Below are 21,333 nucleotides of genomic sequence, written 5' to 3'. Positions count from 1 at the left end.
GAAGGCACAGCACAGACGAATACCACTCGCTCACCCATTGCAGGACATGCCATGAATACCATGACCATAGGTAAGAAACTCACCGCAGGCTTTGCGGTGCTCGGCCTGATGATGGCCTTTATCGGCGGCTTCTCGCTGCTGCAGTTTGGCAACATGAACCGGGCCGCCACCGGCTTCACCGACAGCATCTTGCCTGCCGTCGTTCGCACCAGCACCCTGGGTGAGACCATCAATGCCCTGCGCCGCTATGAGCTGGATGTGTTCCTGGTGGCGGACGATCCCCAACAGAAAGCCCATTACCGCGATGCCAGCGAGCAGAGCCTGCGCGAGGCCGAGCGCCAGATAGCGGCCCACGACGCCACCATCTGGGCGGAGGACGTGGAGGAGCGCCGTACCTTCGACACCGTCAAGGTGGATTGGGGGAAATACGTCGCCCTGCACCAGCGCATCAGACAGATGCAAGACTCGGATCAGATGGCCGAGGCCCAGCGCCTGTTCATGACGGAGGGGATCACCCTCTACACCGGCCTAGCCAAGTCGGTGGCGGATCTCATCCAGATCAACCACGGCTATTCCATCAACTCCCGTGCCGCCGTGGTGGCCGCCTTTGACAGCGCCAAGCTGAGCATCATCATCTCCCTGCTGTTGGGACTGGGGCTGGTGGCCGTGCTCTCCACCGTGCTGACCCGTCAGATCCGGGATCCCTTGGTGATGCTGGCTCGCCAGACCCAGCGCATCGCCAGCGGCGATCTCGGCAAGGGCGAGCTGCAGGAGTGGATCCGGGGCAACCGCTTCAAGCGCGACGAACTGGGCCAGCTCGGCACCGCCATCGATCGCATGCAGGGCTCCCTGGCGGATCTGGTGAGCGAGATAGCGGGCTCGGTGAGCCAGCTCAGCAGCGCGGTGGAGGAGGTGAGCGCCATCTCCGAGCAGTCCGCCAAGGGCATGGCCAGCCAGCAGAGCGAGGTCTCCCAGGTGGCCACCGCCATGAACGAGATGCAGTCCACCGTCAATGAGGTGGCCCGCAACACCACGGACGCCATGAGCGCCGCCAAGGCCGCCTCCCACACCTCGAGCGAGGGGCACAAGGTGGTGGGTCGCGCCATCACCAGCATCGAGCAGGTGTCCCAGCAGATCGAGCAGGCGGGTGGCGTGGTGCAGCAGCTGGAGCAGGACAGCACCAACATCAGCATGGTGCTTGACGTTATTCGCGGCATCGCCGAGCAGACCAATCTGCTGGCGCTCAACGCGGCCATCGAGGCGGCGCGCGCCGGTGAGCAGGGCCGTGGTTTCGCGGTCGTCGCCGACGAGGTGCGTTCACTGGCCCAGCGCACCCAGAACTCCACCGCCGAGATCAGCAAGATGATCGAGGTGCTGCAGGAGCGCACCGCCGAGGCGGGCAGCGCCATGCAACTGAGCCGCCAGCAGATGCAAAACAGCGTCGGGTTGGCGCGGGAGGCGGGCAACAGCATCGACAGCATCAACGGTGCCGTCACCCAGATCAGCGACATGAATACCCTGATCGCCACCGCCACCGAGGAGCAGAACGCGGTGACCGAGGAGCTCAACCGCAGCATAGTCAACATTCACAACGCCGCGGACGAGAATGCGCAGGGCGCCCAGCAGACCGCCCAGGCCTGCATCGAGCTGAGCAAGCTGGCGACCTCGCTGCACCATATGACCCAGCGCTTTACGCTCTAAGTCGCATCGTTGCGTTGCAGATAGCAGAAGGCCCCGTCCATTGGCGGGGCCTTGTCGTTTCTGGCGGGTTTGCTGCTCAGCTCAGTCCGATAATCTCGCCGTCGTCATCGATATCGATATGACGGTAGGCGGGCAGACTGCCAAGGCCCGGCATGGTCATGATGGGGCCCGCCAGGGCGTAGACGAAGCCGGCGCCGGCGCACAGCCTCACCTCCTCGATGGGCACCTCGAAATCCGTAGGCACCCCCTTGAGGGCGGGATCGTGGCTCAGCGACAGCGGGGTCTTGGCCACGCAGATGGGCAGGTGATCCCAGCCCGCCTTGGCGAGCGCCGCGAGCTGGCCCTTGGCCTTGTCTGAGAGCAGGACGCCGCGGCCGCCATAGCCGCACTCCACCAGGGTGGCGAGCTTGGCTGTCAGGCTGATGGCGTCCGGGTAGAGCAGCTTGATCTCGCTCGGTTGCCCACAGGCTTCGACCACGGCGCGAGCCAGCTCGCTTGCCCCGGCGCCCCCTTGGGTGAAGGCCTCCGAGAGGGCGACGCCGCAGGCACCGGCGCGGCGCGCCTCGTCCGCCAGCAGGGTCAGCTCGGCCTGACTGTCACTTGGGAAGCGGTTGATGGCCACCACCACGGGCACCCCGTAGCGGCGGGCGTTCTTGATGTGCCAGGCGAGGTTGGCGCAGCCCTGGCGCAGGGTCGGCAGATCTTCTTCCCCGAGGCTCGGGGGCAAGGGCTGGCCGGGGCGAATGTCGAGCAGGCCGCTGTTGGCCTTGAGGCTGCGCACAGTGGCCACCAGCACCACGCAGGAGGGGGTGATGCCGGACTGGCGGTGCTTGATGTTGAAGAACTTCTCCAGCCCCATGTCGGAGCCAAAGCCCGCCTCGGTCACCACATAGTCTGTGAGGCCGAGCGCCATGCGATCGGCGATGACCGAGGAGTTGCCGTGGGCGATGTTGGCGAAGGGGCCGGCGTGGACCAGCACCGGGGTCTGCTCCGTGGTCTGCATCAGGGTCGGCTGCAGCGCGTCTTTGAGCAGCACCGTCATGGCGCCCGCCACTTCGAGCTGTTCGGCGGTGATGGGCTGGCCGTGCAGATCCAGCGCGAGCTGGATGCGGCCGATGCGCTCGCGCAGATCTCTGAGATCGCTTGCCAGCGCCAGTATGGCCATCAGCTCGGAGGCGGCGGTGATGACGAAGCGATCTTGGCGCTCTACCCCGTCGCTCGGGCCACCCTGGCCGATACTGAGGTGGCGCAGGGCGCGGTCGTTGATGTCGAGGGTGCGTGGCCAGAGGATGTTGGCCGGGTCTATGTCGAGGCGCGGCAGGCCTGTCCTGGCGCTGAACTGATCGCCGAGTTTATGCTCGTGGAACAGGCGGGCATCCAGCGCCGCGGCGGCCAGGTTGTGGGCGGCGCTGAGGGCGTGGAAGTCCCCGGTCAGGTGCAGGTTCATCTCCTCCATCGGCACCACCTGGGCGTGACCGCCCCCGGCGGCGCCTCCCTTGACCCCGAACACGGGCCCCAGGCTCGGCTGGCGTATGGTGGCGATGCTGGACTGGCCTATGTGGTTGAGCCCCATGGAGAGCCCGAGGGTGGTGACCGTCTTGCCCTCGCCGAGCGGGGTGGGGGTGATGGCGCTCACCAGCACCAGCTTGCCGCGCTTCTGCGGCGGTTCCTTGAGCAGCGCCAGGCTGAGTTTGCCCTTGTGATGGCCACGGGGGCTGAGCAGGGCGGCCGGGATGCGAAGGCGCCGGGCCAGTTCGTCGATGTGCAGGCGGGGGGACTGGCGGGAGATCTCGATATCGCTTAGCATCAGCACCTCGTTGGCATGTCTGGTTAAAACTGCGGCGAAGTCTAGAGGAATCAACAAGGTTATCCAATGAGTAATGCTATTTTATCCGGTAGTCGTGAGCCCCATCAAAGCCCTGTCCTGCTGGATCTCAACGCCCTCTATCACCCCCCCAAGCGGCCGCTGACCGCCCTTGGCATCGTCAGCACCCTGATCCCGCTGTTTGGCTATGGCTGGCAGGCGATGACCCAGGATCCCGAGACCCATTTTCGCCAGGAGCTCGGCAAGCGCATCAACAAGCACAAGACCGAGGAGGCCAACCTCACCCTGACGCTGCAACTGGCAGCCATGCTGGACTGCCACTGCCTGCACATCATGCTGCCCTACGCCCTGAGTGAGGCGCAGCTCGCCACCCTGCGGCGGCGCCTGCCACGCTGGCAGCTGACGATGACCGAACTGCTGCTGGTGGCCGAACTGCCACGGCCCGAGACGCCCTCCCAGACGGACCCCCAAGCCAAGCTCTGAGCATCTGCCCCGCCCATCATAGGGGAGTGGGGCCCTTTCATCTAATCGCCGCAATCTGGCCTGTCAGACCTCTCGATCCCAGTAATGAGGGGCGAGGTAGCGCTCCTGCACGAACTCGATGAAGCAGCGCACCTTGGCCGAGACGAAGCGGCGGTGCGGGTAGAGCGCATAGAGCCCCACCTGCCCCTTCTCCCATTCCGGTAACAGCGGCACCAGGGCCCCGGAGCGCAGCGCGTCCCCGACGATAAAGGTGGGCTGCAATATGATGCCCTGATGGTCGCAGGCGGCCCGGGTCAGGGCCACCCCGTTGTTGGCACGCAGCGGCCCTTGCGGGCGCACGCTCAGCTGCTCCCCATCCCGTTTGAACACCCAGTCCGGCTGGGTCAGGGTGTAGATGAGGCAGTCGTGCTGCTTGAGATCCTCAGGCGTCTTGGGGCTGCCCCGGCGGGCCAGATAGGTGGGGCTGGCACACACCACCAGCTTCATCATGGCCAGCGGCTTGGCCACCAGGGAGGAGTCCGGCAGGTTGCCGATGCGCAGCGCCAGATCGAAGCCCTCTTCCACCAGTGCCACCCGCCGATCGCTGTATTCGATCTCCAGCTTGAGCTCGGGGAAGCGCTCGCGAAACAGCGGCAGGGCGGGGGAGAGGTGCAGGTAGCCAAAGTCCATGGGCACCGACAGCTTGAGGGTGCCCTGAGGTTGCTGGTTGTTGCGGGTGAGCTGGCTGTGGGTCTCCTCCAGCTCGGCGAGCAGCGCCTGGGAGCGCTGGTAGTAGAACTGGCCCGCCTCGGTCGGGTTGACCTGGCGGGTGGTGCGCGACAGCAGCCGGGTCGACAGGGACTCCTCGAGCTGCTGCATCAGCTTGGAGGTCATGGCGACCGAGATGCCGAGCTGATGGGCGGCCTTGGTGAAGCTTTGACACTCCACCACCTTGATGAAGGTGCGCATGGCGGCTATCTGATCCATTACATTCCTCTCCTCACTTTCTACTGTCAGATGATAATCATTTTAATATAACGGTAATTATCTATCACCACTCGTGAGGTTAACATCCTGTCTACAGTTATGGCTTCTCAATGAATAAATGAAGGAAAATGGAATGAGCGCGATGAAGATGACCAAAACCCTGTTGGCCTCCTGCCTGTTTATGGCGGCTCCCCTGATGGCGGCCGATTACGACGTCGATCCGGCGCACACCACTGTCCAGTTCAAGGTGGGCCACCTCGGCTTCTCCGAGGTGGTGGGTCGTTTCAACACCTTCACTGGCACCTTCAGCATGGACGAAGCCAACCCGGCCACGGCCAAGGCGAGCTTCGAGATCGATGCCGCCAGCGTGGACTCCAACCACGAGCCCCGTGACAAGCATCTGCGCAGCCCGGACTTCCTGGACGTGAAGCAGTACCCCAAGGTGACCTTCGTCAGCACCGGCTATGAGGGCACCAAGGACAAGGGCGTGCTCAAGGGCAACCTGACCCTGCACGGCGTCACCAAGCCGGTGTCCTTCGAGCTGGTGCACATCGGTGAAGGCAAGGATCCCTGGGGCGGCTACCGCAACGGCTTCAACGCCACCACCATTCTCAAGCGCAGCGACTTTGGGGTGAACTTCATGGTGCCGAATATCACCGATGAGCTGACCATCAACCTGTTCGTCGAAGGCGTGCGCAAGTAATGGGCGCAGCACTCCTGTTGCAAACCCTGGCGGCTCCCTTGGGGGCCGCTTTGCTGTCATGGCGCTGGCCGAGGCTGGGGTATCTGTGGGGGGCGCTGGCCATCTGGCTGGTGGGCTGTCTGCTCGGCGGCGTCTATGGCCTGCCGGTCAAGGCGTGGCAATGGCTGCCGCTGACCCTGCTGGTGCCCGCCGTGGCGGCTCAGGTAGAGGACAAGCGGGCCGCCGTCGCGCTGTTCGCCGCGCTCGCGGCCCTGGTGTGGTGGCTGGGGCTGGCCTCGGTGCTCGCCCTGGACTCACGCATCTGGCTGGCGCTGCTGCCCGCCATCGCCTGGTTCGGTTGGGCGCAGCTGCGCACCGACAGCCAGGAGGGGCTCGGCTTTGCGCTCGGCTTCATCTGGCTGGCGCTGGTCATCGGCATCGATGGCAGTCTGCTCATCGCCCAGTTGGCGGGGGCCCTGGCGGCGTTTGCCGGCTTCCGTGCCCTGCTCGCGGCCTTCGCCGGGGTTAAGGTGGCACCGGCGGCACTGGGCTTGGCGCTCGCCTTCGTGCAGATGCTGGCCTGGCAATACGTGGAGGTGCCGCTCGTCGTGCTGCTGCCGGTCTGGCTGCTGCCGCTGCTGGAATGGGCCTTGCGCAACAAGCCCTGGATCCAGCGCTGGATTGCGCTGACCCTGGTGGCGGGCATCGGTGCCGGTCTGAGTCTGTGGTGGGTCTGGCCTGAGGCCTCACTGTACTGATTTTTGCATGAAAAACAGGCGATTACGTTTATATTTGCATGCTTAGTCATAGTCTGTGCAGATAAAGATTGAGCGTTATTGTGGTTTCAGATAAAAATGATTTTGTTAATTTTTTATCTGGACGCAGACAGAACCCGGCCATGCCGGGTTCTGTCTGCCTGCATACTTGCGGCACACTAAGGAGGCGCACAGTTGCGCAGTCAAGGATCTGAGCATCTGTTTTTTCGCCATTTTATCGAGCAGGCGCGCCTCGAGGGCCTCTGTATCCTGCTGGTCACCCATCTGCTCCCCGACAGGCCCTATTTTATCCAGGCGCTATCCCGGATCGGACGGGTGGGCGCCATCTTGCCCAAACCCAAGTCGGTGCACGGGCCGACCCTGACCTGGGCCCAGCAGCACTACCCCGTATTGCCCCTCGACCGTCACTGGAGCAACGACCCTGCAGAGGTGATCGCCCAGATAGCGCCACTGGTGGAGGCCCATGAGCGGCTCATCATCCTGGACATCGGCGGTTATTTTGCCAGGACCCAGGCCATCCTCTGCGAACACTTCGGCGAGCGCTTCATCGGGGTGGTGGAGATGACCGAAAACGGTCATCAGCGCTACGAGCAGGAGGTGCTGGCCGCCCCCGTCATCTCGGTGGCGCGCAGCCCGCTCAAGCAGGCCGAGGATATCCAGATTGGCCTGAGCGTGGTCTACTCCGCGGAATCTTTGGCGCGCACCCTCAATCGCACCTTCAACGTCTGTCAGGCCGCCCTGTTTGGCTATGGCAAGGTGGGGCGCAGCATCGCCCGCGAGCTGCGTTGCCGCAACCTGCATCTGGAGCTGGTGGAGACGGATGCCCTGCGCCAGGTGGAGGCGCTGTCCCACGGCTTCAAGCTGGTGGGCAAGGAGGAGGCGCTCGGCCGGGCCGAGCTGGTGATCTGCTCCACCGGCAACGGTTCGCTGGGTCTCGCGGATCTGCAGGCGCTGCGCCCCGGCGCCATGCTGGCCTCGGTCACCTCGGCCGACGACGAGTTTGCGTTCTGTCTCTCCCAGCTCTCCTGGCCGAGCGAGGAGGTGTGCCCCCATGTGCTGGCGCTTACCCGCCCGGATGGCAGCACCATCTTCCTGCTCAACCGGGGGGAGGCCGTCAACTTCGTCCACGGCGCCGTCATCGGCGAGTATGTCTATCTGGTGTTGGCGGAGATCATCGAGGGGGTGCATCAGCTTGCACGTCAGGCCCCGATCCCCGGCTTGTTCGAGCTGCCCCAGGCCACCATGCAGACCATAGCGCGTCATTGGCTCGCGGACTTTCACGGGGTCATCCAATAAAGGGGCCAGCCCCGTCCTCTTTGCACCGGTGTCGCGGGCTTGCATCGTCCGCTGAATCCTTTTTACGGAGTATCCCATGACTGAACAGTTAACCCCCGTCGGCAAGCCCCGCATCGAGATCCGCTACTGCACCCTCTGCCGCTGGATGCTGCGGGCCGCCTGGCTGGCCCAGGAGCTGCTCTCCACCTTCGATAGCGACTTGGGCGAGGTGGCGCTGGTGCCCGCCAGCAAGGGGGAGTTCAAGATCCTGGTAAACGGCGTGCAGGTGTGGGACAGGGTGGCCGACGAGGGCTTCCCCGAGGCGAAAGAGATCAAGCAACGGGTGCGCGACATCATAGCCCCGGAGCGGGACCTCGGGCACGCGGACAGGAAGCCTGCCACAGAGTGATCCAGGGTGCTCGAACGGATAAAAGGGAGGCCATGCCTCCCTTTTGCTTGTTGGCAGTCAGTCTGACTGTCAACTTGAACAGCTATGGCATGACCTGCTACTGATTGAGGTCTCATGCCCGCTTGTGGGCTTGATACGGCCTACCTCCACCCACACCAGGCCGTCGATGCCGTGGTGGAACGCGGGGACTCTGCCAAAGTCCATGAACGGCCCGCTCCCCGGCTCGCACAGCTCAGGGCGGCGCCGTTACGCCCGGTAGGCCGAGGTCAGTCGCACCAGCTCCACCAGGGTGGCGACTGCCTTTTCCATGGATTGCAGCGGGATGAACTCGTGTTTGCCGTGGAAGTTGTGGCCACCGGTGAACAGGTTCGGGCAAGGCAGCCCCATAAAGGAGAGGCGGGCACCGTCAGTGCCGCCGCGAATGGGCTTGATCTTCGGTACCACGTCGGCGGCCACCATGGCGGCCTTGGCCAGCTCCACTATGTGCATGTGCGGCTCTATCTGGCTGCGCATGTTGCGGTAGCTGTCCCTGATCTCCAGCTCGATGCGCGCCTTGGGATTGTCCAGCTTCAATGACGCGACCCGCTCCTTGAGCTGGGCCTTGCGGGCGGCGAAGCTGTCCTCGTCGAAGTCACGGATGATGTAGTGCAGCTCGCTCTGCTCTACTGTGCCGCTCATCTGGGCCAGGTGGAAGAAGCCCTCGTAGCCTTCAGTGCACTCCGGGGTCTGCTCGGTTGGCATGTCCGCATGGAAGCGGGCGGCCAGGGTCTGGCTGTTGATCATGCCCCCCTTGGCGGTGCCGGGGTGCACGTTGTTGCCGATAAAACGCACGGTGGCGCTGGCGGCGTTGAAGTTCTCGTATTCGAGCTCGCCGAGCTCACCGCCATCGACGGTGTAGGCCCACTTGGCGGGGAATCTGTCCAGCGGGAATAAGTCGGCGCCGCGGCCAATCTCCTCGTCCGGGGTGAAACCGAGCCAGAGATCGCCACGGGGGATCTCGGGATGGGCCAGCAACTGCTCGACGGCGGTCAGGATCTCGGCGATGCCCGCCTTGTCATCGGCGCCGAGCAGGGTGGTGCCGTCGGTGGTGATGAGATCCTGGCCGAGATAGTTCTTCAGGCAACGATACTGGCGGATGGCCAGCACCTCGTCCCCCTTGCCGAGGCAGATGTCTCCCCCCTGATAGCGCTCGATGATCTGCGGCACTACCTGCTCGGCCTCGTAGTCGGCGGTGTCCATATGGGCAATCAAGCCGATGGCCGGCGCGTCCGGCTGGTTGCCCGGCAGACAGGCGGTGAGGTAGCCGTGCTCGTCCAGGGTCACCTGACTCAAGCCAAGCCGTGTCAGCTCCTCCTGCAGGGCGCGGGAGAAGACGAGCTGTCCCTCGCTGCTGGGGCAGGCGGGATTGGTCGCATCGGAGCGGGTATGAAAAGTCACGTAACGCAGAAAACGCTCAAGCAGGGTATCCATGGGCAAGCCTCGAACCGGAAATGATGAGGGGCCATTGTGGACAATACTGTCGCACCTCTCATTGCGTCAGCGCAGTTTTTGATGAATTTGTGGAAGGGGAAAAGGAGGGGGCTACGGTGGTCATTCAGGGGTGTTCGTGCATAAAAATTCCGGATTAAAGCGTGGTTAATCACAGGCGTGTTGACCAAATATGACCTCGGCCCTGTGCCGGCAAGGCATGGGGCAAGATGGCCGGTTCACCTGTTATTTTCAGGGCTAATCGGGAGGGGGGGCCAATGCGCGCCATCCCAGAGCCAGCCTTGCTGACAGCAAGATTTGACCCACCCGGTAAAACCGATTTTTTAACACGATTTTTTATTGTCAGTAGCGGCGGTAAGTGTGTACACTCCGCGCCGATCCGATGGTAACCCTGAGCAGGCAGAGCCGCCAGACACCGGCAGGATCATACGCCTATAGGGCGAGGCACGCAGAAACGACAGACACTGCTAGGGTATGGTTTCTTTAATACCGGTTAGGCTCCGGTATCAGGGAGAGCAACGGACTCTCATCATCCAACTGACCGACTGAGCCAATGGCTCATCATCTTCCCTTGTCATGGGTGGTCACTGGAGTTGAGCTGGCTGTGGTGGTTGTCGTCTATCAACACGCGTGCGTGCTGACGTCTTCCCTTATCTTCCTTGAAATCTCCCTTGTCGTCGCGATGGCTGCCGAATGATGAACGAACGGCGTGGCTGATGCCGCTCGTCATCAAAGTACCGCGGCGCCGCGTTAGAGTGGCACCGCATACCGTTGAGCTTGATGTAAAGCCACCAGCCCCACATCAAGACTCGTTACTTCCCAAGATCCACCAGGCAGCTCAGGCTTGCCGCGATTGCAATCGAGGGTCTGGCGATGTGGAAGGTCATGACCGTGGTGTCACTACCTTCCGAACGCCAGCAGGCAGCTCAGGCTCGCCACTCTTAAGCGATCGATGGTCTGGATGTGATTGAGGGTAACGAAGGCGGTCTTCTGGCCGCTCATTTGCGAGGCATAGCCCATGACTAACTGGTCCAGCAAGGACTCCTTGAAGGTCTACAACGTTCCCTACTGGGGTGCGGGTTTTTTCAATATCAATGACGCCGGTCATGTGACCGTCGCGCCCGACAAGTCGCGCCCCGATGCCCACATCGTAATCTCCGATGCCATCGAACAGTTGCGCCAGTCCGGGCTGACCACCCCCGTGTTGCTGCGTTTCCCCGACATCCTCAAGAGCCGGGTCGATGCGCTGTTCAACGCCTTCGGTCAGGCCATCGAGAAGTCAGGCTATGAAGGGGACTATCTGTGCGTTTACCCGATCAAGGTAAACCAGCAGCGCCGCGTCATCGAGACCATCAGCCAGTCCTACAGCGACAAGCCAAGGCTTGGGCTGGAAGCGGGCTCCAAACCGGAGCTGTTGGCCGTGTTGTCCCATCACCATGAGCAAGGCTCGGTGATCGTGTGCAACGGCTACAAGGACCGCGAATACATCCGCCACGCCCTCTTGGGCAACCTGATGGGCCACAAGGTCTACATCGTGGTGGAGAAGCCTTCCGAGCTGGAAATGGTGCTGGACGAGTCAGTTCGCCTGAACATCAAGCCGAACATCGGCGTGCGTGCCAAGCTCGCCTCCACCGGCTCCGGCATGTGGGAATCGAGCGGCGGCGCCATGTCCAAGTTCGGCCTCTCCGCCTCCCAGATCCTGGCGCTGGTGGAGCGTCTGCGCAGCCTCGGCAAGCTGGACTGCCTGCAACTGCTGCACTTCCACCTGGGCTCCCAGATTGCCAACATCCGCGACATCCAGGGCGGCATCCGTGAGTGCGGCCGTTTCTACGCCGAACTGCGTCGTCTCGGCGTGCCCATCGACGTGGTCGATGTGGGCGGCGGCTTGGGTGTGGACTATGAGGGCACTCGCTCCCAGAGCCACTGCTCCGCGAACTACAGCCTGTCCGAGTACGCCAACAACGTGGTGTGGGGCATAGGCGATGTGTGCCGCGAGTTCGACCTGCCGCACCCGACCATCATCAGCGAGTCCGGCCGCGCCCTGACCGCTCACCACGCCGTGCTGGTCACCAATCTCATCGGTGCCGAAGGGGTGGAGGTGAACGACATCCACGCGCCGGATGAAGACGCGCCCACCATTCTGCAGAACATGTGGAAGGGCTGGCTGGATCTGCGCACCGAGGATCCCTCCCTGCTGGAGATCTTCCACGACTCCGTGGCCGACCTTGGGGACGTGAACACCCAGTTCACCATGGGGCTGCTGAACCTCGAGCAGCGCGCCTGGGCCGAGATGCTGCACCAGAACACCTGTCTGGCGCTCAAAGAGCTGCTCAACCCGGTGAACCGCAACCACCGCGCCCTGGCGGACGAGCTCTCCGAGAAGCTGGCGGACAAGTGCTTCGCGAACTTCTCCCTGTTCCAGTCCCTGCCGGATGCCTGGGGCATTGGCCAGGTGTTCCCCGTGATGCCGCTGACCGGCCTCGAGCGTCCGCTCACCCGCCGCGGCATCCTGATGGACATCACCTGCGACTCCGACGGTCAGGTCGAGCACTACGTCGACGGTCTGGGGGTTGAAAGCACCCTGCCGATGCCGGAGTACGGCGAAAACGAAGAGTGCCACGTCGGCTTCTTCCTGGTCGGTGCCTATCAGGAGATCCTCGGGGATCTGCACAACCTGTTCGGTGACACCCACTGCGCGGAAGTGTGGCTCGACGACGAAGGCAAGATGGACATTCGCAACGTGGTGCGCGGCGACACCGTCGATCAGCTGCTGCGTTACGTCAACATCGACCCGTCCGTCATCCGCGAGAACTACCAGCGGATCGCCTCCCACCCGGCGCTGGACGACGCGACCCGCAAGGCCCTGCTCGACGAGCTGGAGCTGGGTCTGCAAGGTTACGCCTATCTGGAAGACGAATAAGCCACGGCTTGCTTCGTCCTTCACGGGAATGAAAAACGGCGCCTCAGGGCGCCGTTTTTATTGCGGCCTCGCGCAGTATTGCCAGCATCCTATCCGCTATCCGCTATCCGCTATCCGCTATCCGCTATCCGCTATCCGCTATCCGCTATCCGCTATCCGCTATCCGCTATCCGCTATCCGCTATCCGCTATCCGCTATCCGCTATCCGTTATCCGTTATCCGTTATCCGTTATCCGCTATCAGCACTCCCTGAGATCAAGCCGTGGCTGGCTTTGACGCAGACGCAGAGCGCTGAGTCGCAGGCGTCATGCCTAAGCCCGACCCGAGTCGCCGACGGCGTCTGATGCGCCCGATGAAAATCCTGGTCGTGCGTTAGATGCAAAAAAACTTGAACCTTTGAGGTTCTTTTACGGAGGTAAATTTTTCATTTAAATCAGTACATTGACTTGTAACCTGTTGTTCCTTTGCGCGTACTTCAGTTTGTTTTCATAAAAATAAAGTTGAACAAATCTATTTTTAATCAAATAATGTTGCACGAACAACATGAGCCTGATGCTCACCGCACCTGATCCTCGGAGGTCCTATGAAAACCCTTATTGTCTCAGCCGCCGCGCCCGATGCCATCGGTCCCTATAGCCATGGCACCGCCTATGGCGACCTCATCTTCACCTCGGGTCAGCTGCCTGTCTGCAAGCGGCAGGGGGGCGTCGTGGAGGGGGGGATCGAGGCTCAGACCCGTCAATCGCTGGAGAACCTGAAGTCCGTGCTGGAGGCCGGTGGCGGTAGCCTGGACACCGTGCTCAAGACCACCTGCTATCTGGCGGACATCGCCGACTTTGCCGCCTTCAACGGGGTCTATCAGGCGTACTTCCAGGCGGATTGCCCGGCGCGCAGCTGTTTTGCGGTCAAGGATCTGCCGATGGGGGTCAGGGTCGAGATTGAGGCCATCGCCCATCGGCTGCCCTGAGACGGGAGGCCGCTTGCGAGCCGTTTGACGACGTCCCTCCAAGGGCCGCATGCTCTTCGGTCGGGCGTTAAAACCACCATAGGGATCAGCTAGATGGCAACAGTGGACATGGCCGCCGCCGAGGCTATCATGTCTGCCTGAGCAGGCACCCAGCCGCAGCCGATCATGGGCCGCGGCGTTATCATTAAGGCCCCCATGAAACTGCACGAGTTGACCCCGACCGATTTCGAGATCCTCAAGGCGATGGAGATCATCGTGGACGGCATCGCCGCCATGTATGGTCAGCATACCGAGGTGCTGCTGCACAGCCTGGATGCGCGCAATCCGTCGATCATCAAGATTGCCAACGGCCATATCACCGGCCGCAGCGTCGGCGCCCCCATCACCAACCTGGCGATGATGAAGATCAAGAGTGGACAGGATGTCTCCAGCCCCTACATGACCAAGTGCGCCACCGGCAAGACGCTGCGCTCTCTCACCACCGTCATTCGCAACGGCGAGCACCAGGCGATCGGCCTGCTCTGCATCAACAGCGACATGGATGCCCCGCTGCAATCCGTGCTGCGCACCATGATGCCGGAATGCATGCACCAGCATGAGCCGAGTGCGACCCCCGAAGTGTTCGCCCGCAACATCGACGAGGCCCTGAGCAGCACCATCGACAGCATCAGCGCAGAGGTGCGGGGCAACGAGGCGGTGCCGCCATCCCAGAAGACCAGGGTCATGGTCAACCAGCTGCATGAGCTGGGGATCTTCGAGCTCAAAGACAGCGCCCAGATCGCCGCCCGTCAGCTCGGCATCTCGGTGCACTCCATCTACCGCTATCTGCGGGAGATCAAGAAAGGCTAGCGAGGGATGGTGGCCGCTTGAAAGGGGAGGGGCCAGGGCCTCTCTTACCTTCCGCATTCCTCTCCTTGTCGTTTTTCCGCCCCGCCCATCTGCGGGATCAGCTCGCCGAGCCTGCCTGTTGATGGTGTCAAACCGATACTTTTTTCCCACTATTATCGCCACAGAGCACGACCTCGGGCATTGACGTTGCCGTGAAATGGTAACTTCAGGTGAGTAGGCTAGTCGCCGGGACAGTAACAGGACCAGATGCGGTGTGTTTTTAAACTGAAATATAAAAGTGAGCAGTGAGAAGAGAAACAAAGGATGTTGGGGGGGAATTGATGAAGCAGGTCATCGGGATGACCTGTTTCATGATTAGTTTTCCAGCATACTATTGGGATAACATCCTTTCAGTTCGTTGTTTTTCAAGAACTTGTATATGAACGGGCATTAACCAATTGGGGTGGGTAATCATAATTTTGTTCTATTTTTTTATTTTTTGCTTGAGTAAGTGCATGTTGGATGAGCACCATCACTATACCGAACATTCCCCCAAGCATTGTTGCTAATATGACGATCAACGGGCGTTTGGGTTTATCCCGTCTCAATGGTTGGCTAGGTGTATCCAGATAAGAAAATGGGCTAAGTTTTAAATCACCAATCTTTATTTGATCCAGTCTAGCGAGCTGTACTCCCAACTCAGCTATTTCTGGCATATACTCTTCAATTTTTAGTGATTTTAAAATGGCTAATTTTCTTACTAATGCATCTTCCCCTAGGGTTATTGGGAAACGATCACCATAGCTGAAATTCTCTAATGGCTTATTTACTCCAGCAGCATTGGCTATGCTCATACTGTATTCTACACCTTCGATTTCTCTAGCCAATTTTCGCTTTGCATCTTCGGTCATTAATTTCATTCTTAGATTAAGAGTATTAATTTTACTTTTTTTATTATTTTCCAAATCTTCGATGAATTCTTGGCTCAGCAATTCAACAACATAATTAATATAGCCAGTTAGCATTGATAATGCGTCATCTCTCTTATAGAAAGAAAAGGAGAGACGTATACCAGGTTGTTCACCCTTCTTATCTTCAAGTTCGTTCTTCATCCATGCCGACCAGGTTCTCAACAAGCGTTGTTGTGCCAATTCGGACAAATTATGCTCTGCCACATATTCTTTGAATTGGATCGTTGCCTTTAAATAATCATTTATATTGTTGTAAGAATTAAATTCTAGGAAAAAATCCTTGTACAGGGAGTCATTATTCTTGGTGCCACTTAACCCTTGTATATTAAGGGCATTTCTTAGTTGATCAAGCTGCAATGTGTCGCGTGGCTTAGGTTGATAGATGACTGCGCTGGCGGTCCATTGCTCGGGTGCCTGTATTGCATACAGCAAACCAATACAGCCGCAGATGAAGGCTGCAAGGAAAATACGAATTTTTTTCTTCCATAACAATATTATCAATTCAGACAAGTCTATCTCATCATCTTTTTTGTCAATAAACTGATGATTCATTCCTTTGTTGACTCCTCTATTAACAGTGTTATCCATGGTTTTGTCAGTCACAAATTGTCGCAGATAGTCTTTTATACTGCATTTGAGACCGATTTTCATCGTCTTATTCACAATTGACGATCAAAAAATGAGTGATGACAGCTTTCCCATCACCAAGTTGAATTTATTGTGTCAATGTTGTTATGCGTTTGTTTGTTTTTGGGTTTGCCTTGGTTTTTTCGTTAGCATTTCAGTGTGGGTAATAAATAATATCCATATTACTTAATTAAAATGATAGGATATCTAAGGTATGAGTATTATTTATGATCGTTTCTACAGCGAATAATTATTTCTGATTTATCGATAGGGGATCATGAAAGCGAATTTTTTCTTATAAATAATTATATGGCTTGAGTTAGAGTGATTTTCCACCCAACACATAAAATGTTGTGGATGAAATCATAGATATTCTTTATTGGACCTCCTTTTAAACGGAGAACTTGTTTGATAGGGCAATTACCCCGCTCGGCTGAACGACATACTCAATTTTTCCTGCCGTGTAAGCCAAGCCATATATGATGAAGTTAGTACAGTGGTCTATGGCGTGTTTTTTCCTATTCGTTGGCCTTCGTTCGTATCTTATATCTACTATTCCGCACACTTATTATCTATCTAAACCCGCAGGAGAAATCATGTCTCGCATCCTCTATCTGCTACGCCACGGTCAGACGCGCTACAACGCCGAGCAGCGACTGCAGGGGCGCTGCAACTCGGATCTGACCGCCAGGGGCGAGGCGCAGGCCAGTGCCATGGGGGCTCGTCTGCGGGAGCAGATCGCCGAGCCTGCCCGTTGGTGCGTCTATGCCAGCCCGCTGGGGCGTGCCCGCCAGACGGCGCTGCTGGTATGTCAGCAGCTGGGGATAGAGAGCGAACAGATCATCTGGGATGAGCGGCTGGTGGAGCTGGGGATGGGGGAATGGGAGAGCTGCCGGGTACCGGATCTGCTGGAAGATCACCCAGAGCTCGATATCAGCAAACCGGACTGGTATCTGCAGGCGCCCGGCTGCGAAGGTTATCTGAGCATCCAGCGCCGGGCGCAGAGCTGGCTGATGGATTGCACAGTCGCCGAGCGTGCCATCGTCATCTCCCACGGCCTGTTTGGTGCCATGCTGCGCGGTGCCTATGCCGATCTCGACTATGTCACCAGCTGGCGCCAAGAGTTGCCACAGGATGCCTTCTTCAAACTCAGCGGCGGCCGGATCGAGCGGATCCCATGCTGAGCCAACCTATCGCTAGCTCCGACTGAACCAATCTGAGGGACAGTTCAGGCACCCGATGACGCGCTCTGTGTGGACAAGCCAAGCGGCGCAGGCTGGGCCATGACCCAGGGTTATCGGGTGTTAAACAGATGCAGGGCGGCGTACTGCAACAGCATGATGGTCTTGCCATCCCGAATAGCTCCCGACTCAATCATGGCGAGCGCCTCCTCGATACCGACCTCGAGCACGGCGATATCTTCCCCTTCCTCTTCGTTGCCACCCCCTTGCGAGACCCTATCACTCCCATGATAGGCGCCCACGAAGAAGTGCAGCCGCTCCGTCACCGAGCCCGGGCTCATAAAGGCATCGAAGATCTGGCGCACCTCGCGCACCCGAATTCCCGTCTCTTCCTCGACCTCTGCACGAATGCGCACCTCGGGGGCTGCCTCGTCGAGCAGGCCGGCGGGCGCCTCGATGAGGAGATCGTCGTGACCATTGACGAAGGCGGGGTAGCGAAGCTGGCGAACCAGGATGACGGTGCGGCGCTCCGGCTCATAGAGCAGTATGGTCGCCCCATTGCCACGGTCGTAGGTCTCACGGGATTGGCGCTGCCAGCTGCCGTCACTGCGCAAGAACGAGAAGGTGGTCTTCTTTAGCAGGTACCAGTCGTCGGAGAGGACGGCGACATGCTCTACCCGAATGCGATTTGCGATGCTCATGTGATTTCCCTCGGTGAGCAGGGATGGGGATCCCTGTGCTGGATATTTGCGCATATTTAATGCAATATCGTGCACAGTCAATTGATTTCGTGCAGTTGGAGGACGAATGCTCACATCGGAACGCAAGGCGCTTATCATCAGTCTCTTGCAGCGAGATGGCCGGGTGATTGCCAAGGCGCTCAGCCAGCAATTTGAGGTGTCAGAGGATACGATCCGGCGCGATCTGCGGGAACTTGCCAGCGAAGGACTGCTGCAACGAGTCCACGGTGGGGCCTTGCCCGTCTCCTCGGCGATCGCGGACTTTGGCACTCGCGAGCAGATAGGCTCGTCGGTGAAAATCAGGCTGGGACAGGCCGGCGCCCGGCTGATCCAACCTGGCCAGATTGTGTTTCTCGATGGCGGCACCACCAATGTGCAGCTGGCACGTCAGCTGCCCCGGGAGCTGCGAGCGACCATCATCACCCACAGTCCCAGCATCGCCGTGGAGCTTGTCCATCACCCCAGGGTGGAGGTCGAGCTCATCGGTGGTCGTCTGTTCAAGCACTCCATGGTCGCGGTGGGGGCCCAGAGCGCGGAGGCGATATCCCGCATTCGGGCCGATCTGTTTCTAATGGGGGCGACCGGTTTGCATCCACAGATGGGGATCACGACCGGCGATCGGGAAGAGGCGGCCATCAAGAGTCTGATGGCAAGGCAGTCGGCAGAGACCATAGTGCTGGCCACCCGCGAGAAGCTCGGCGCCGCGTCCCCCTATCAGATCATGCCCTTGGCGGAGCTGGCTACCCTGGTGACGGAGACTGGCCTGTCGGACGAGCAGCGCCATGGGCTCGATGCGGTTGGCGTCACCTTGGTGGAGGTGTAGCCTCGTCCGTCAGTATCTTGGCTCCCGAGCCGTGACCGACAAGGCTCGGACGCGCGCTATTCTCGCACCAGCCTCGGCAGCTTGTGGTAAAGCGCCACTCTATTGCCCATTGCATCTGAGCATTCCTCGATTGTGGTCGACTCGTTTTATTTGGGCCTTAACGCTATTTCCAATGGCTCCGTAACGTAGCCGGCGTATAGGCCCAAGATTAGGATTTTAAAAAATTTAATAAATGCCAGATAACCTATGGCTCCACACAACACCAGAGTATTCACTGGGGTAGGATGAGAAGGGATCACAAGGTTTGGGAGGGCACATGATCAGCCATATCGACCATCTGGTATTGACGGTGAGCGACATAGAGCGCTCGGTCGCGTTTTACAGTGCGGTGCTCGAGATGGAGGCCATCACCTTCGGGGCCGGGCGGCGGGCGCTGCGCTTTGGCAATCAGAAGATCAACCTGCAACTGCTGGGGCAGGAGCCGCGCAACAGGGCGCAGGTGGGAGCGGGGGATATCTGTCTCATCACCCACTGGACCCTGGCGCAGGTGGTGGTGCAGCTCGAAAGCCAGGGAGTCGAGATAGTGGAGGGGCCTGTGACCAAGAGCGGTGCCTACGGGCCCATCGAATCCGTCTATTTCCTGGACCCGGATCAGCACCTTATCGAGATAAGCCGCTATCTCTAGGCTTGCGAGAGGCTCTGGGGCGAGCAGGGCATCAACCCCGCGCAGATTGCCCACGGGCCATCGTCCGATTGCATCAGCTTGGCACTAAGAACAAACCGCCAGCTCAGTCAGCCTGAGCGTCCCTGCCGGCGTCTCGCCCTGAGTAGTCCCAGGAAGGTCAGGCCGGCCCCCGCCAGCAGCAACAGGTAGCCGAGGGGAAGCAGGGCGAAGGGTTCATGCAAGAATCCCTGTTTATCGAGGGAGGAGCCGATGAGGCTGAACGCCATGAAGCTGCGACCCCCATCACCATCAAGAGCACGCCTATTCTGACCATCATATTGATCTCGCTGCATTGGGAAGAGAGCAGAGCCTCCCATGCCGGGGTGAAGGGAGTGTGAAGTGAGGCAGGTGAAAAACGATCTGAAAGAAAAAGGGCAGCCCTGGGCTGCCTTTTGTGATCTGAGGGGCGAATCAATCGCCCATCGCCTTATCCTGGTGAATTAACAAACCCCCTGGGCCAGCATGGCGTCGGCCACCTTGACGAAGCCGGCGATGTTGGCGCCTGACTCGTAGTTCACGTGGGCCTCGCCATCCTGGCCGTAACGCACGCAGGTGGCGTGGATGCTGTTCATGATCCCCTTGAGGCGCGCATCCACCTCTTCCCGACTCCAGGAGAGGCGCTGGGCATTCTGGCTCATCTCGAGGCCGGAGGTGGCGACGCCGCCCGCGTTGGCGGCCTTGCCCGGGGCAAACAACACCTTGGCGGCATGGAAGGCCTGGATGGCGGCAGCGCTGCTCGGCATGTTGGCCCCCTCGGCCACCAGCTGCACGCCGTTGGCGATAAGGTTGGCGGCGTCATCTTCCCCCAGCTCGTTCTGGGTGGCGCAGGGCAGAGCGACCTGAGCCGACAGGTGCCAGGGGGTGCGGCCGGTGAAGAACTCGAGCCCGAACTCGTGGGCGTAATCCGCCACCCGCTTGCGCTGCTCGTTCTTGAGCTCCATCAGGCGGGCCAGTTTCTCGGGGGTGAAGCCGTCCGGATCATGGACGGTACCGCCGGAGTCGGAGGCGCTGATCACCTTGGCGCCGAGCTCCATCGCCTTCTCGATGGCGTATTGCGCCACGTTGCCGGAGCCCGAGACCGACACCGTCATGCCCGCCAGGGACTGGCCGCGGTGGGCCAGCATGGCCTCGACGAAGTAGAGCAGGCCGTAGCCGGTGGCTTCCGGGCGAATGAGGCTGCCACCGAAGGAGAGTCCCTTGCCGGTAAAGACGCACTCTGCGCTGTTGGTGAGCTTCTTCATCATGCCCGCCATGTAGCTCACCTCGCGCCCGCCGACGCCGATGTCGCCGGCCGGCACGTCGGTGTTGGCACCCAGGTGGCGATAGAGCTCCAGCATCAGCGCCTGACAGAAGCGCATCACCTCGCCCTCGCTCTTGCCCTTGGGATCAAAATCACTGCCGCCCTTGCCGCCACCCATGGGCAGGGTGGTGAGGGCGTTCTTGAAGGTCTGCTCGAAGGCGAGGAATTTCAGCACAGAGAGATCCACCGAGGGGTGGAAGCGCATGCCGCCCTTGAAGGGACCGATGGCGGAGCTGTGCTGGATGCGGTAGCCGCGGTTCACCTGCACCTGACCCTTGTCGTCCACCCAGCTGACTCTGAACTGCACCAAGCGCTCCGGCTCCACCAGTCGCTCCAGCAGGCCGTGCTGCAGATAGCGGGGGTGGCGGGTCAGATAGGGCCAGATGGAGGCGACCACCTCGCTCACCGCCTGAATGAACTCGGGTTGATGGGCGTTGCGCTTGGCGACCTGGGCCAGAAAATCCGCCTGGGATAGGGAATGACTCATCTGTAACTCCTGTAATGAATGGTAAAAATGGCCTCATGCCAGAGAAGGGTTCATGCCTCGTATCCAAATTTATGTTCGGTGTTTTAGGTGAATACGGACAACAATTTGGTTTCCTGCCGGATTTGCCGACAAAGGGCGCAATATCGCCTCTGGGCGCTCA

Annotated in this window: 21 protein-coding genes; 13 read left to right on the top strand and 8 right to left on the bottom strand. The window is 60.0% G+C overall.

The features are described from left to right. Positions 1 to 51: 51 nt before the first annotated feature. Positions 52 to 1,701 carry a methyl-accepting chemotaxis protein gene (locus BN1124_RS11070; RefSeq protein ID WP_042641865.1) on the top strand — a complete coding sequence of 550 codons (1,650 nt, stop codon included), beginning with the start codon at positions 52 to 54 and terminating at the stop codon, positions 1,699 to 1,701. Positions 1,702 to 1,777: 76 nt separating this feature from the next. Here BN1124_RS11070 and BN1124_RS11065 read toward each other — a convergent pair whose 3' ends face one another. Continuing rightward, positions 1,778 to 3,508, bottom strand: a complete 1,731-nt coding sequence (locus BN1124_RS11065; protein ID WP_042641864.1) for a formate--tetrahydrofolate ligase — start codon at positions 3,506 to 3,508, stop codon at positions 1,778 to 1,780. 66 nt (positions 3,509 to 3,574) lie between these two features. On the opposite strand from BN1124_RS11065, the gene BN1124_RS11060 reads away from it, so the two are divergent. After that, positions 3,575 to 4,009, top strand: coding sequence for a hypothetical protein (locus BN1124_RS11060; RefSeq protein ID WP_042641861.1), 435 nt, complete (start codon positions 3,575 to 3,577; stop codon positions 4,007 to 4,009). Between the two features lie 63 nt (positions 4,010 to 4,072). Here the strand turns inward: BN1124_RS11060 and BN1124_RS11055 are convergent, their stop codons facing one another. Then, positions 4,073 to 4,975, bottom strand: a complete 903-nt coding sequence (locus BN1124_RS11055; protein ID WP_042641859.1) for a LysR family transcriptional regulator — start codon at positions 4,973 to 4,975, stop codon at positions 4,073 to 4,075. A 142-nt stretch (positions 4,976 to 5,117) separates the two neighbouring features. On the opposite strand from BN1124_RS11055, the gene BN1124_RS11050 reads away from it, so the two are divergent. The 4 genes from BN1124_RS11050 (at position 5,118) to BN1124_RS11035 (ending at position 8,117) form a co-directional block, all read left to right on the top strand. Then, positions 5,118 to 5,678, top strand: coding sequence for a YceI family protein (locus tag BN1124_RS11050; RefSeq protein ID WP_042642347.1), 561 nt, complete (start codon positions 5,118 to 5,120; stop codon positions 5,676 to 5,678). Next, on the top strand, positions 5,678 to 6,415 hold the full coding sequence (locus BN1124_RS11045; RefSeq protein WP_042641857.1) for a hypothetical protein: 738 nt from the start codon (positions 5,678 to 5,680) through the stop codon (positions 6,413 to 6,415). The genes BN1124_RS11050 and BN1124_RS11045 overlap by 1 nt, the downstream gene beginning before the upstream one ends. Positions 6,416 to 6,607: 192 nt before the next feature. Then, positions 6,608 to 7,729: an adenosylhomocysteinase gene (locus BN1124_RS11040; RefSeq protein ID WP_042641855.1), complete on the top strand. Its 1,122-nt coding sequence runs from the start codon at positions 6,608 to 6,610 to the stop codon at positions 7,727 to 7,729. A gap of 76 nt (positions 7,730 to 7,805) precedes the next feature. Further along, positions 7,806 to 8,117, top strand: a complete 312-nt coding sequence (locus BN1124_RS11035) for an Rdx family protein (protein ID WP_042641853.1) — start codon at positions 7,806 to 7,808, stop codon at positions 8,115 to 8,117. A gap of 246 nt (positions 8,118 to 8,363) precedes the next feature. Here BN1124_RS11035 and pepT read toward each other — a convergent pair whose 3' ends face one another. Both pepT and BN1124_RS21280 read right to left on the bottom strand, forming a co-directional pair. Continuing rightward, on the bottom strand, positions 8,364 to 9,587 hold the full coding sequence (gene pepT, locus BN1124_RS11030; protein WP_042641851.1) for a peptidase T: 1,224 nt from the start codon (positions 9,585 to 9,587) through the stop codon (positions 8,364 to 8,366). Between the two features lie 918 nt (positions 9,588 to 10,505). Continuing rightward, positions 10,506 to 10,643, bottom strand: coding sequence for a hypothetical protein (locus BN1124_RS21280; protein ID WP_156128275.1), 138 nt, complete (start codon positions 10,641 to 10,643; stop codon positions 10,506 to 10,508). On the opposite strand from BN1124_RS21280, the gene speA reads away from it, so the two are divergent. The 3 genes from speA to BN1124_RS11015 all read left to right on the top strand — a co-directional run bounded on the left by speA (position 10,624) and on the right by BN1124_RS11015 (position 14,341). Then, positions 10,624 to 12,525: a biosynthetic arginine decarboxylase gene (gene speA / locus BN1124_RS11025; protein ID WP_042641849.1), complete on the top strand. Its 1,902-nt coding sequence runs from the start codon at positions 10,624 to 10,626 to the stop codon at positions 12,523 to 12,525. The genes BN1124_RS21280 and speA overlap by 20 nt on opposite strands. 583 nt (positions 12,526 to 13,108) lie before the next feature. Beyond that, complete coding sequence (locus BN1124_RS11020) at positions 13,109 to 13,492, top strand: Rid family detoxifying hydrolase (RefSeq protein ID WP_042641847.1); 384 nt, start codon at positions 13,109 to 13,111, stop codon at positions 13,490 to 13,492. Positions 13,493 to 13,687: 195 nt separating this feature from the next. Continuing rightward, on the top strand, positions 13,688 to 14,341 hold the full coding sequence (locus tag BN1124_RS11015; RefSeq protein ID WP_042642345.1) for a helix-turn-helix transcriptional regulator: 654 nt from the start codon (positions 13,688 to 13,690) through the stop codon (positions 14,339 to 14,341). A gap of 404 nt (positions 14,342 to 14,745) precedes the next feature. Here BN1124_RS11015 and BN1124_RS11010 read toward each other — a convergent pair whose 3' ends face one another. Beyond that, positions 14,746 to 15,942, bottom strand: a complete 1,197-nt coding sequence (locus tag BN1124_RS11010; RefSeq protein WP_082041556.1) for an LPS O-antigen chain length determinant protein WzzB — start codon at positions 15,940 to 15,942, stop codon at positions 14,746 to 14,748. 572 nt (positions 15,943 to 16,514) lie between these two features. Between BN1124_RS11010 and BN1124_RS11005 the strand changes: the two genes are divergently transcribed. Beyond that, positions 16,515 to 17,102, top strand: coding sequence for a histidine phosphatase family protein (locus BN1124_RS11005; RefSeq protein WP_042641845.1), 588 nt, complete (start codon positions 16,515 to 16,517; stop codon positions 17,100 to 17,102). Positions 17,103 to 17,212: 110 nt separating this feature from the next. On the opposite strand, the gene BN1124_RS11000 is transcribed toward BN1124_RS11005, so the two are convergent. Next, entirely contained in the window at positions 17,213 to 17,800 is a 588-nt protein-coding gene (locus BN1124_RS11000; RefSeq protein WP_042641843.1) for an NUDIX domain-containing protein, read from the bottom strand. Positions 17,801 to 17,906: 106 nt separating this feature from the next. Here BN1124_RS11000 and BN1124_RS10995 point away from each other — a divergent pair, with 106 nt between their 5' ends. Both BN1124_RS10995 and BN1124_RS10990 read left to right on the top strand, forming a co-directional pair. After that, positions 17,907 to 18,662, top strand: coding sequence for a DeoR/GlpR family DNA-binding transcription regulator (locus tag BN1124_RS10995; protein WP_042641841.1), 756 nt, complete (start codon positions 17,907 to 17,909; stop codon positions 18,660 to 18,662). Between the two features lie 316 nt (positions 18,663 to 18,978). Then, positions 18,979 to 19,347, top strand: coding sequence for a VOC family protein (locus BN1124_RS10990; RefSeq protein ID WP_042641839.1), 369 nt, complete (start codon positions 18,979 to 18,981; stop codon positions 19,345 to 19,347). 107 nt (positions 19,348 to 19,454) lie between these two features. Here BN1124_RS10990 and BN1124_RS21685 read toward each other — a convergent pair whose 3' ends face one another. Continuing rightward, positions 19,455 to 19,568, bottom strand: coding sequence for a DUF3955 domain-containing protein (locus BN1124_RS21685; protein ID WP_231553632.1), 114 nt, complete (start codon positions 19,566 to 19,568; stop codon positions 19,455 to 19,457). Here BN1124_RS21685 and BN1124_RS21680 point away from each other — a divergent pair. Then, complete coding sequence (locus tag BN1124_RS21680) at positions 19,563 to 19,724, top strand: hypothetical protein (RefSeq protein ID WP_231553631.1); 162 nt, start codon at positions 19,563 to 19,565, stop codon at positions 19,722 to 19,724. The two genes, BN1124_RS21685 and BN1124_RS21680, sit on opposite strands and share 6 nt — an antisense overlap. A 102-nt stretch (positions 19,725 to 19,826) precedes the next feature. Here the strand turns inward: BN1124_RS21680 and gdhA are convergent, their stop codons facing one another. Then, positions 19,827 to 21,173 carry an NADP-specific glutamate dehydrogenase gene (gene gdhA, locus BN1124_RS10985; protein WP_042641838.1) on the bottom strand — a complete coding sequence of 449 codons (1,347 nt, stop codon included), beginning with the start codon at positions 21,171 to 21,173 and terminating at the stop codon, positions 19,827 to 19,829. Positions 21,174 to 21,333 lie beyond the last annotated feature (160 nt).

The sequence above is a fragment of the Aeromonas eucrenophila genome, assembly GCF_000819865.1.
Classification (GTDB): domain Bacteria; phylum Pseudomonadota; class Gammaproteobacteria; order Enterobacterales; family Aeromonadaceae; genus Aeromonas; species Aeromonas eucrenophila.
The sequence above is the reverse complement of the archived record's forward strand: the minus strand, read 5'-3'. Positions and strand labels throughout refer to the sequence as shown.

What these genes read in the sequence shown, in the direction of transcription:
- BN1124_RS10995 (WP_042641841.1), top strand. Translation starts at nt 17,907, where the DNA reads ATGCTCACATCGGAACGCAAGGCGCTTATCATCAGTCTCTTGCAGCGA.
- BN1124_RS11015 (WP_042642345.1), top strand. Translation starts at nt 13,688, where the DNA reads ATGAAACTGCACGAGTTGACCCCGACCGATTTCGAGATCCTCAAGGCG.
- BN1124_RS11035 (WP_042641853.1), top strand. Translation starts at nt 7,806, where the DNA reads ATGACTGAACAGTTAACCCCCGTCGGCAAGCCCCGCATCGAGATCCGC.
- gdhA (WP_042641838.1), bottom strand. Translation starts at nt 21,173, where the DNA reads ATGAGTCATTCCCTATCCCAGGCGGATTTTCTGGCCCAGGTCGCCAAG.
- BN1124_RS21680 (WP_231553631.1), top strand. Translation starts at nt 19,563, where the DNA reads ATGCAAGAATCCCTGTTTATCGAGGGAGGAGCCGATGAGGCTGAACGC.
- BN1124_RS11060 (WP_042641861.1), top strand. Translation starts at nt 3,575, where the DNA reads ATGAGTAATGCTATTTTATCCGGTAGTCGTGAGCCCCATCAAAGCCCT.
- BN1124_RS11065 (WP_042641864.1), bottom strand. Translation starts at nt 3,508, where the DNA reads ATGCTAAGCGATATCGAGATCTCCCGCCAGTCCCCCCGCCTGCACATC.
- BN1124_RS11000 (WP_042641843.1), bottom strand. Translation starts at nt 17,800, where the DNA reads ATGAGCATCGCAAATCGCATTCGGGTAGAGCATGTCGCCGTCCTCTCC.
- BN1124_RS11005 (WP_042641845.1), top strand. Translation starts at nt 16,515, where the DNA reads ATGTCTCGCATCCTCTATCTGCTACGCCACGGTCAGACGCGCTACAAC.
- BN1124_RS11070 (WP_042641865.1), top strand. Translation starts at nt 52, where the DNA reads ATGAATACCATGACCATAGGTAAGAAACTCACCGCAGGCTTTGCGGTG.
- BN1124_RS11010 (WP_082041556.1), bottom strand. Translation starts at nt 15,942, where the DNA reads ATGAAAATCGGTCTCAAATGCAGTATAAAAGACTATCTGCGACAATTT.
- speA (WP_042641849.1), top strand. Translation starts at nt 10,624, where the DNA reads ATGACTAACTGGTCCAGCAAGGACTCCTTGAAGGTCTACAACGTTCCC.
- pepT (WP_042641851.1), bottom strand. Translation starts at nt 9,587, where the DNA reads ATGGATACCCTGCTTGAGCGTTTTCTGCGTTACGTGACTTTTCATACC.
- BN1124_RS10990 (WP_042641839.1), top strand. Translation starts at nt 18,979, where the DNA reads ATGATCAGCCATATCGACCATCTGGTATTGACGGTGAGCGACATAGAG.
- BN1124_RS11045 (WP_042641857.1), top strand. Translation starts at nt 5,678, where the DNA reads ATGGGCGCAGCACTCCTGTTGCAAACCCTGGCGGCTCCCTTGGGGGCC.
- BN1124_RS11050 (WP_042642347.1), top strand. Translation starts at nt 5,118, where the DNA reads ATGAAGATGACCAAAACCCTGTTGGCCTCCTGCCTGTTTATGGCGGCT.
- BN1124_RS11055 (WP_042641859.1), bottom strand. Translation starts at nt 4,975, where the DNA reads ATGGATCAGATAGCCGCCATGCGCACCTTCATCAAGGTGGTGGAGTGT.
- BN1124_RS11020 (WP_042641847.1), top strand. Translation starts at nt 13,109, where the DNA reads ATGAAAACCCTTATTGTCTCAGCCGCCGCGCCCGATGCCATCGGTCCC.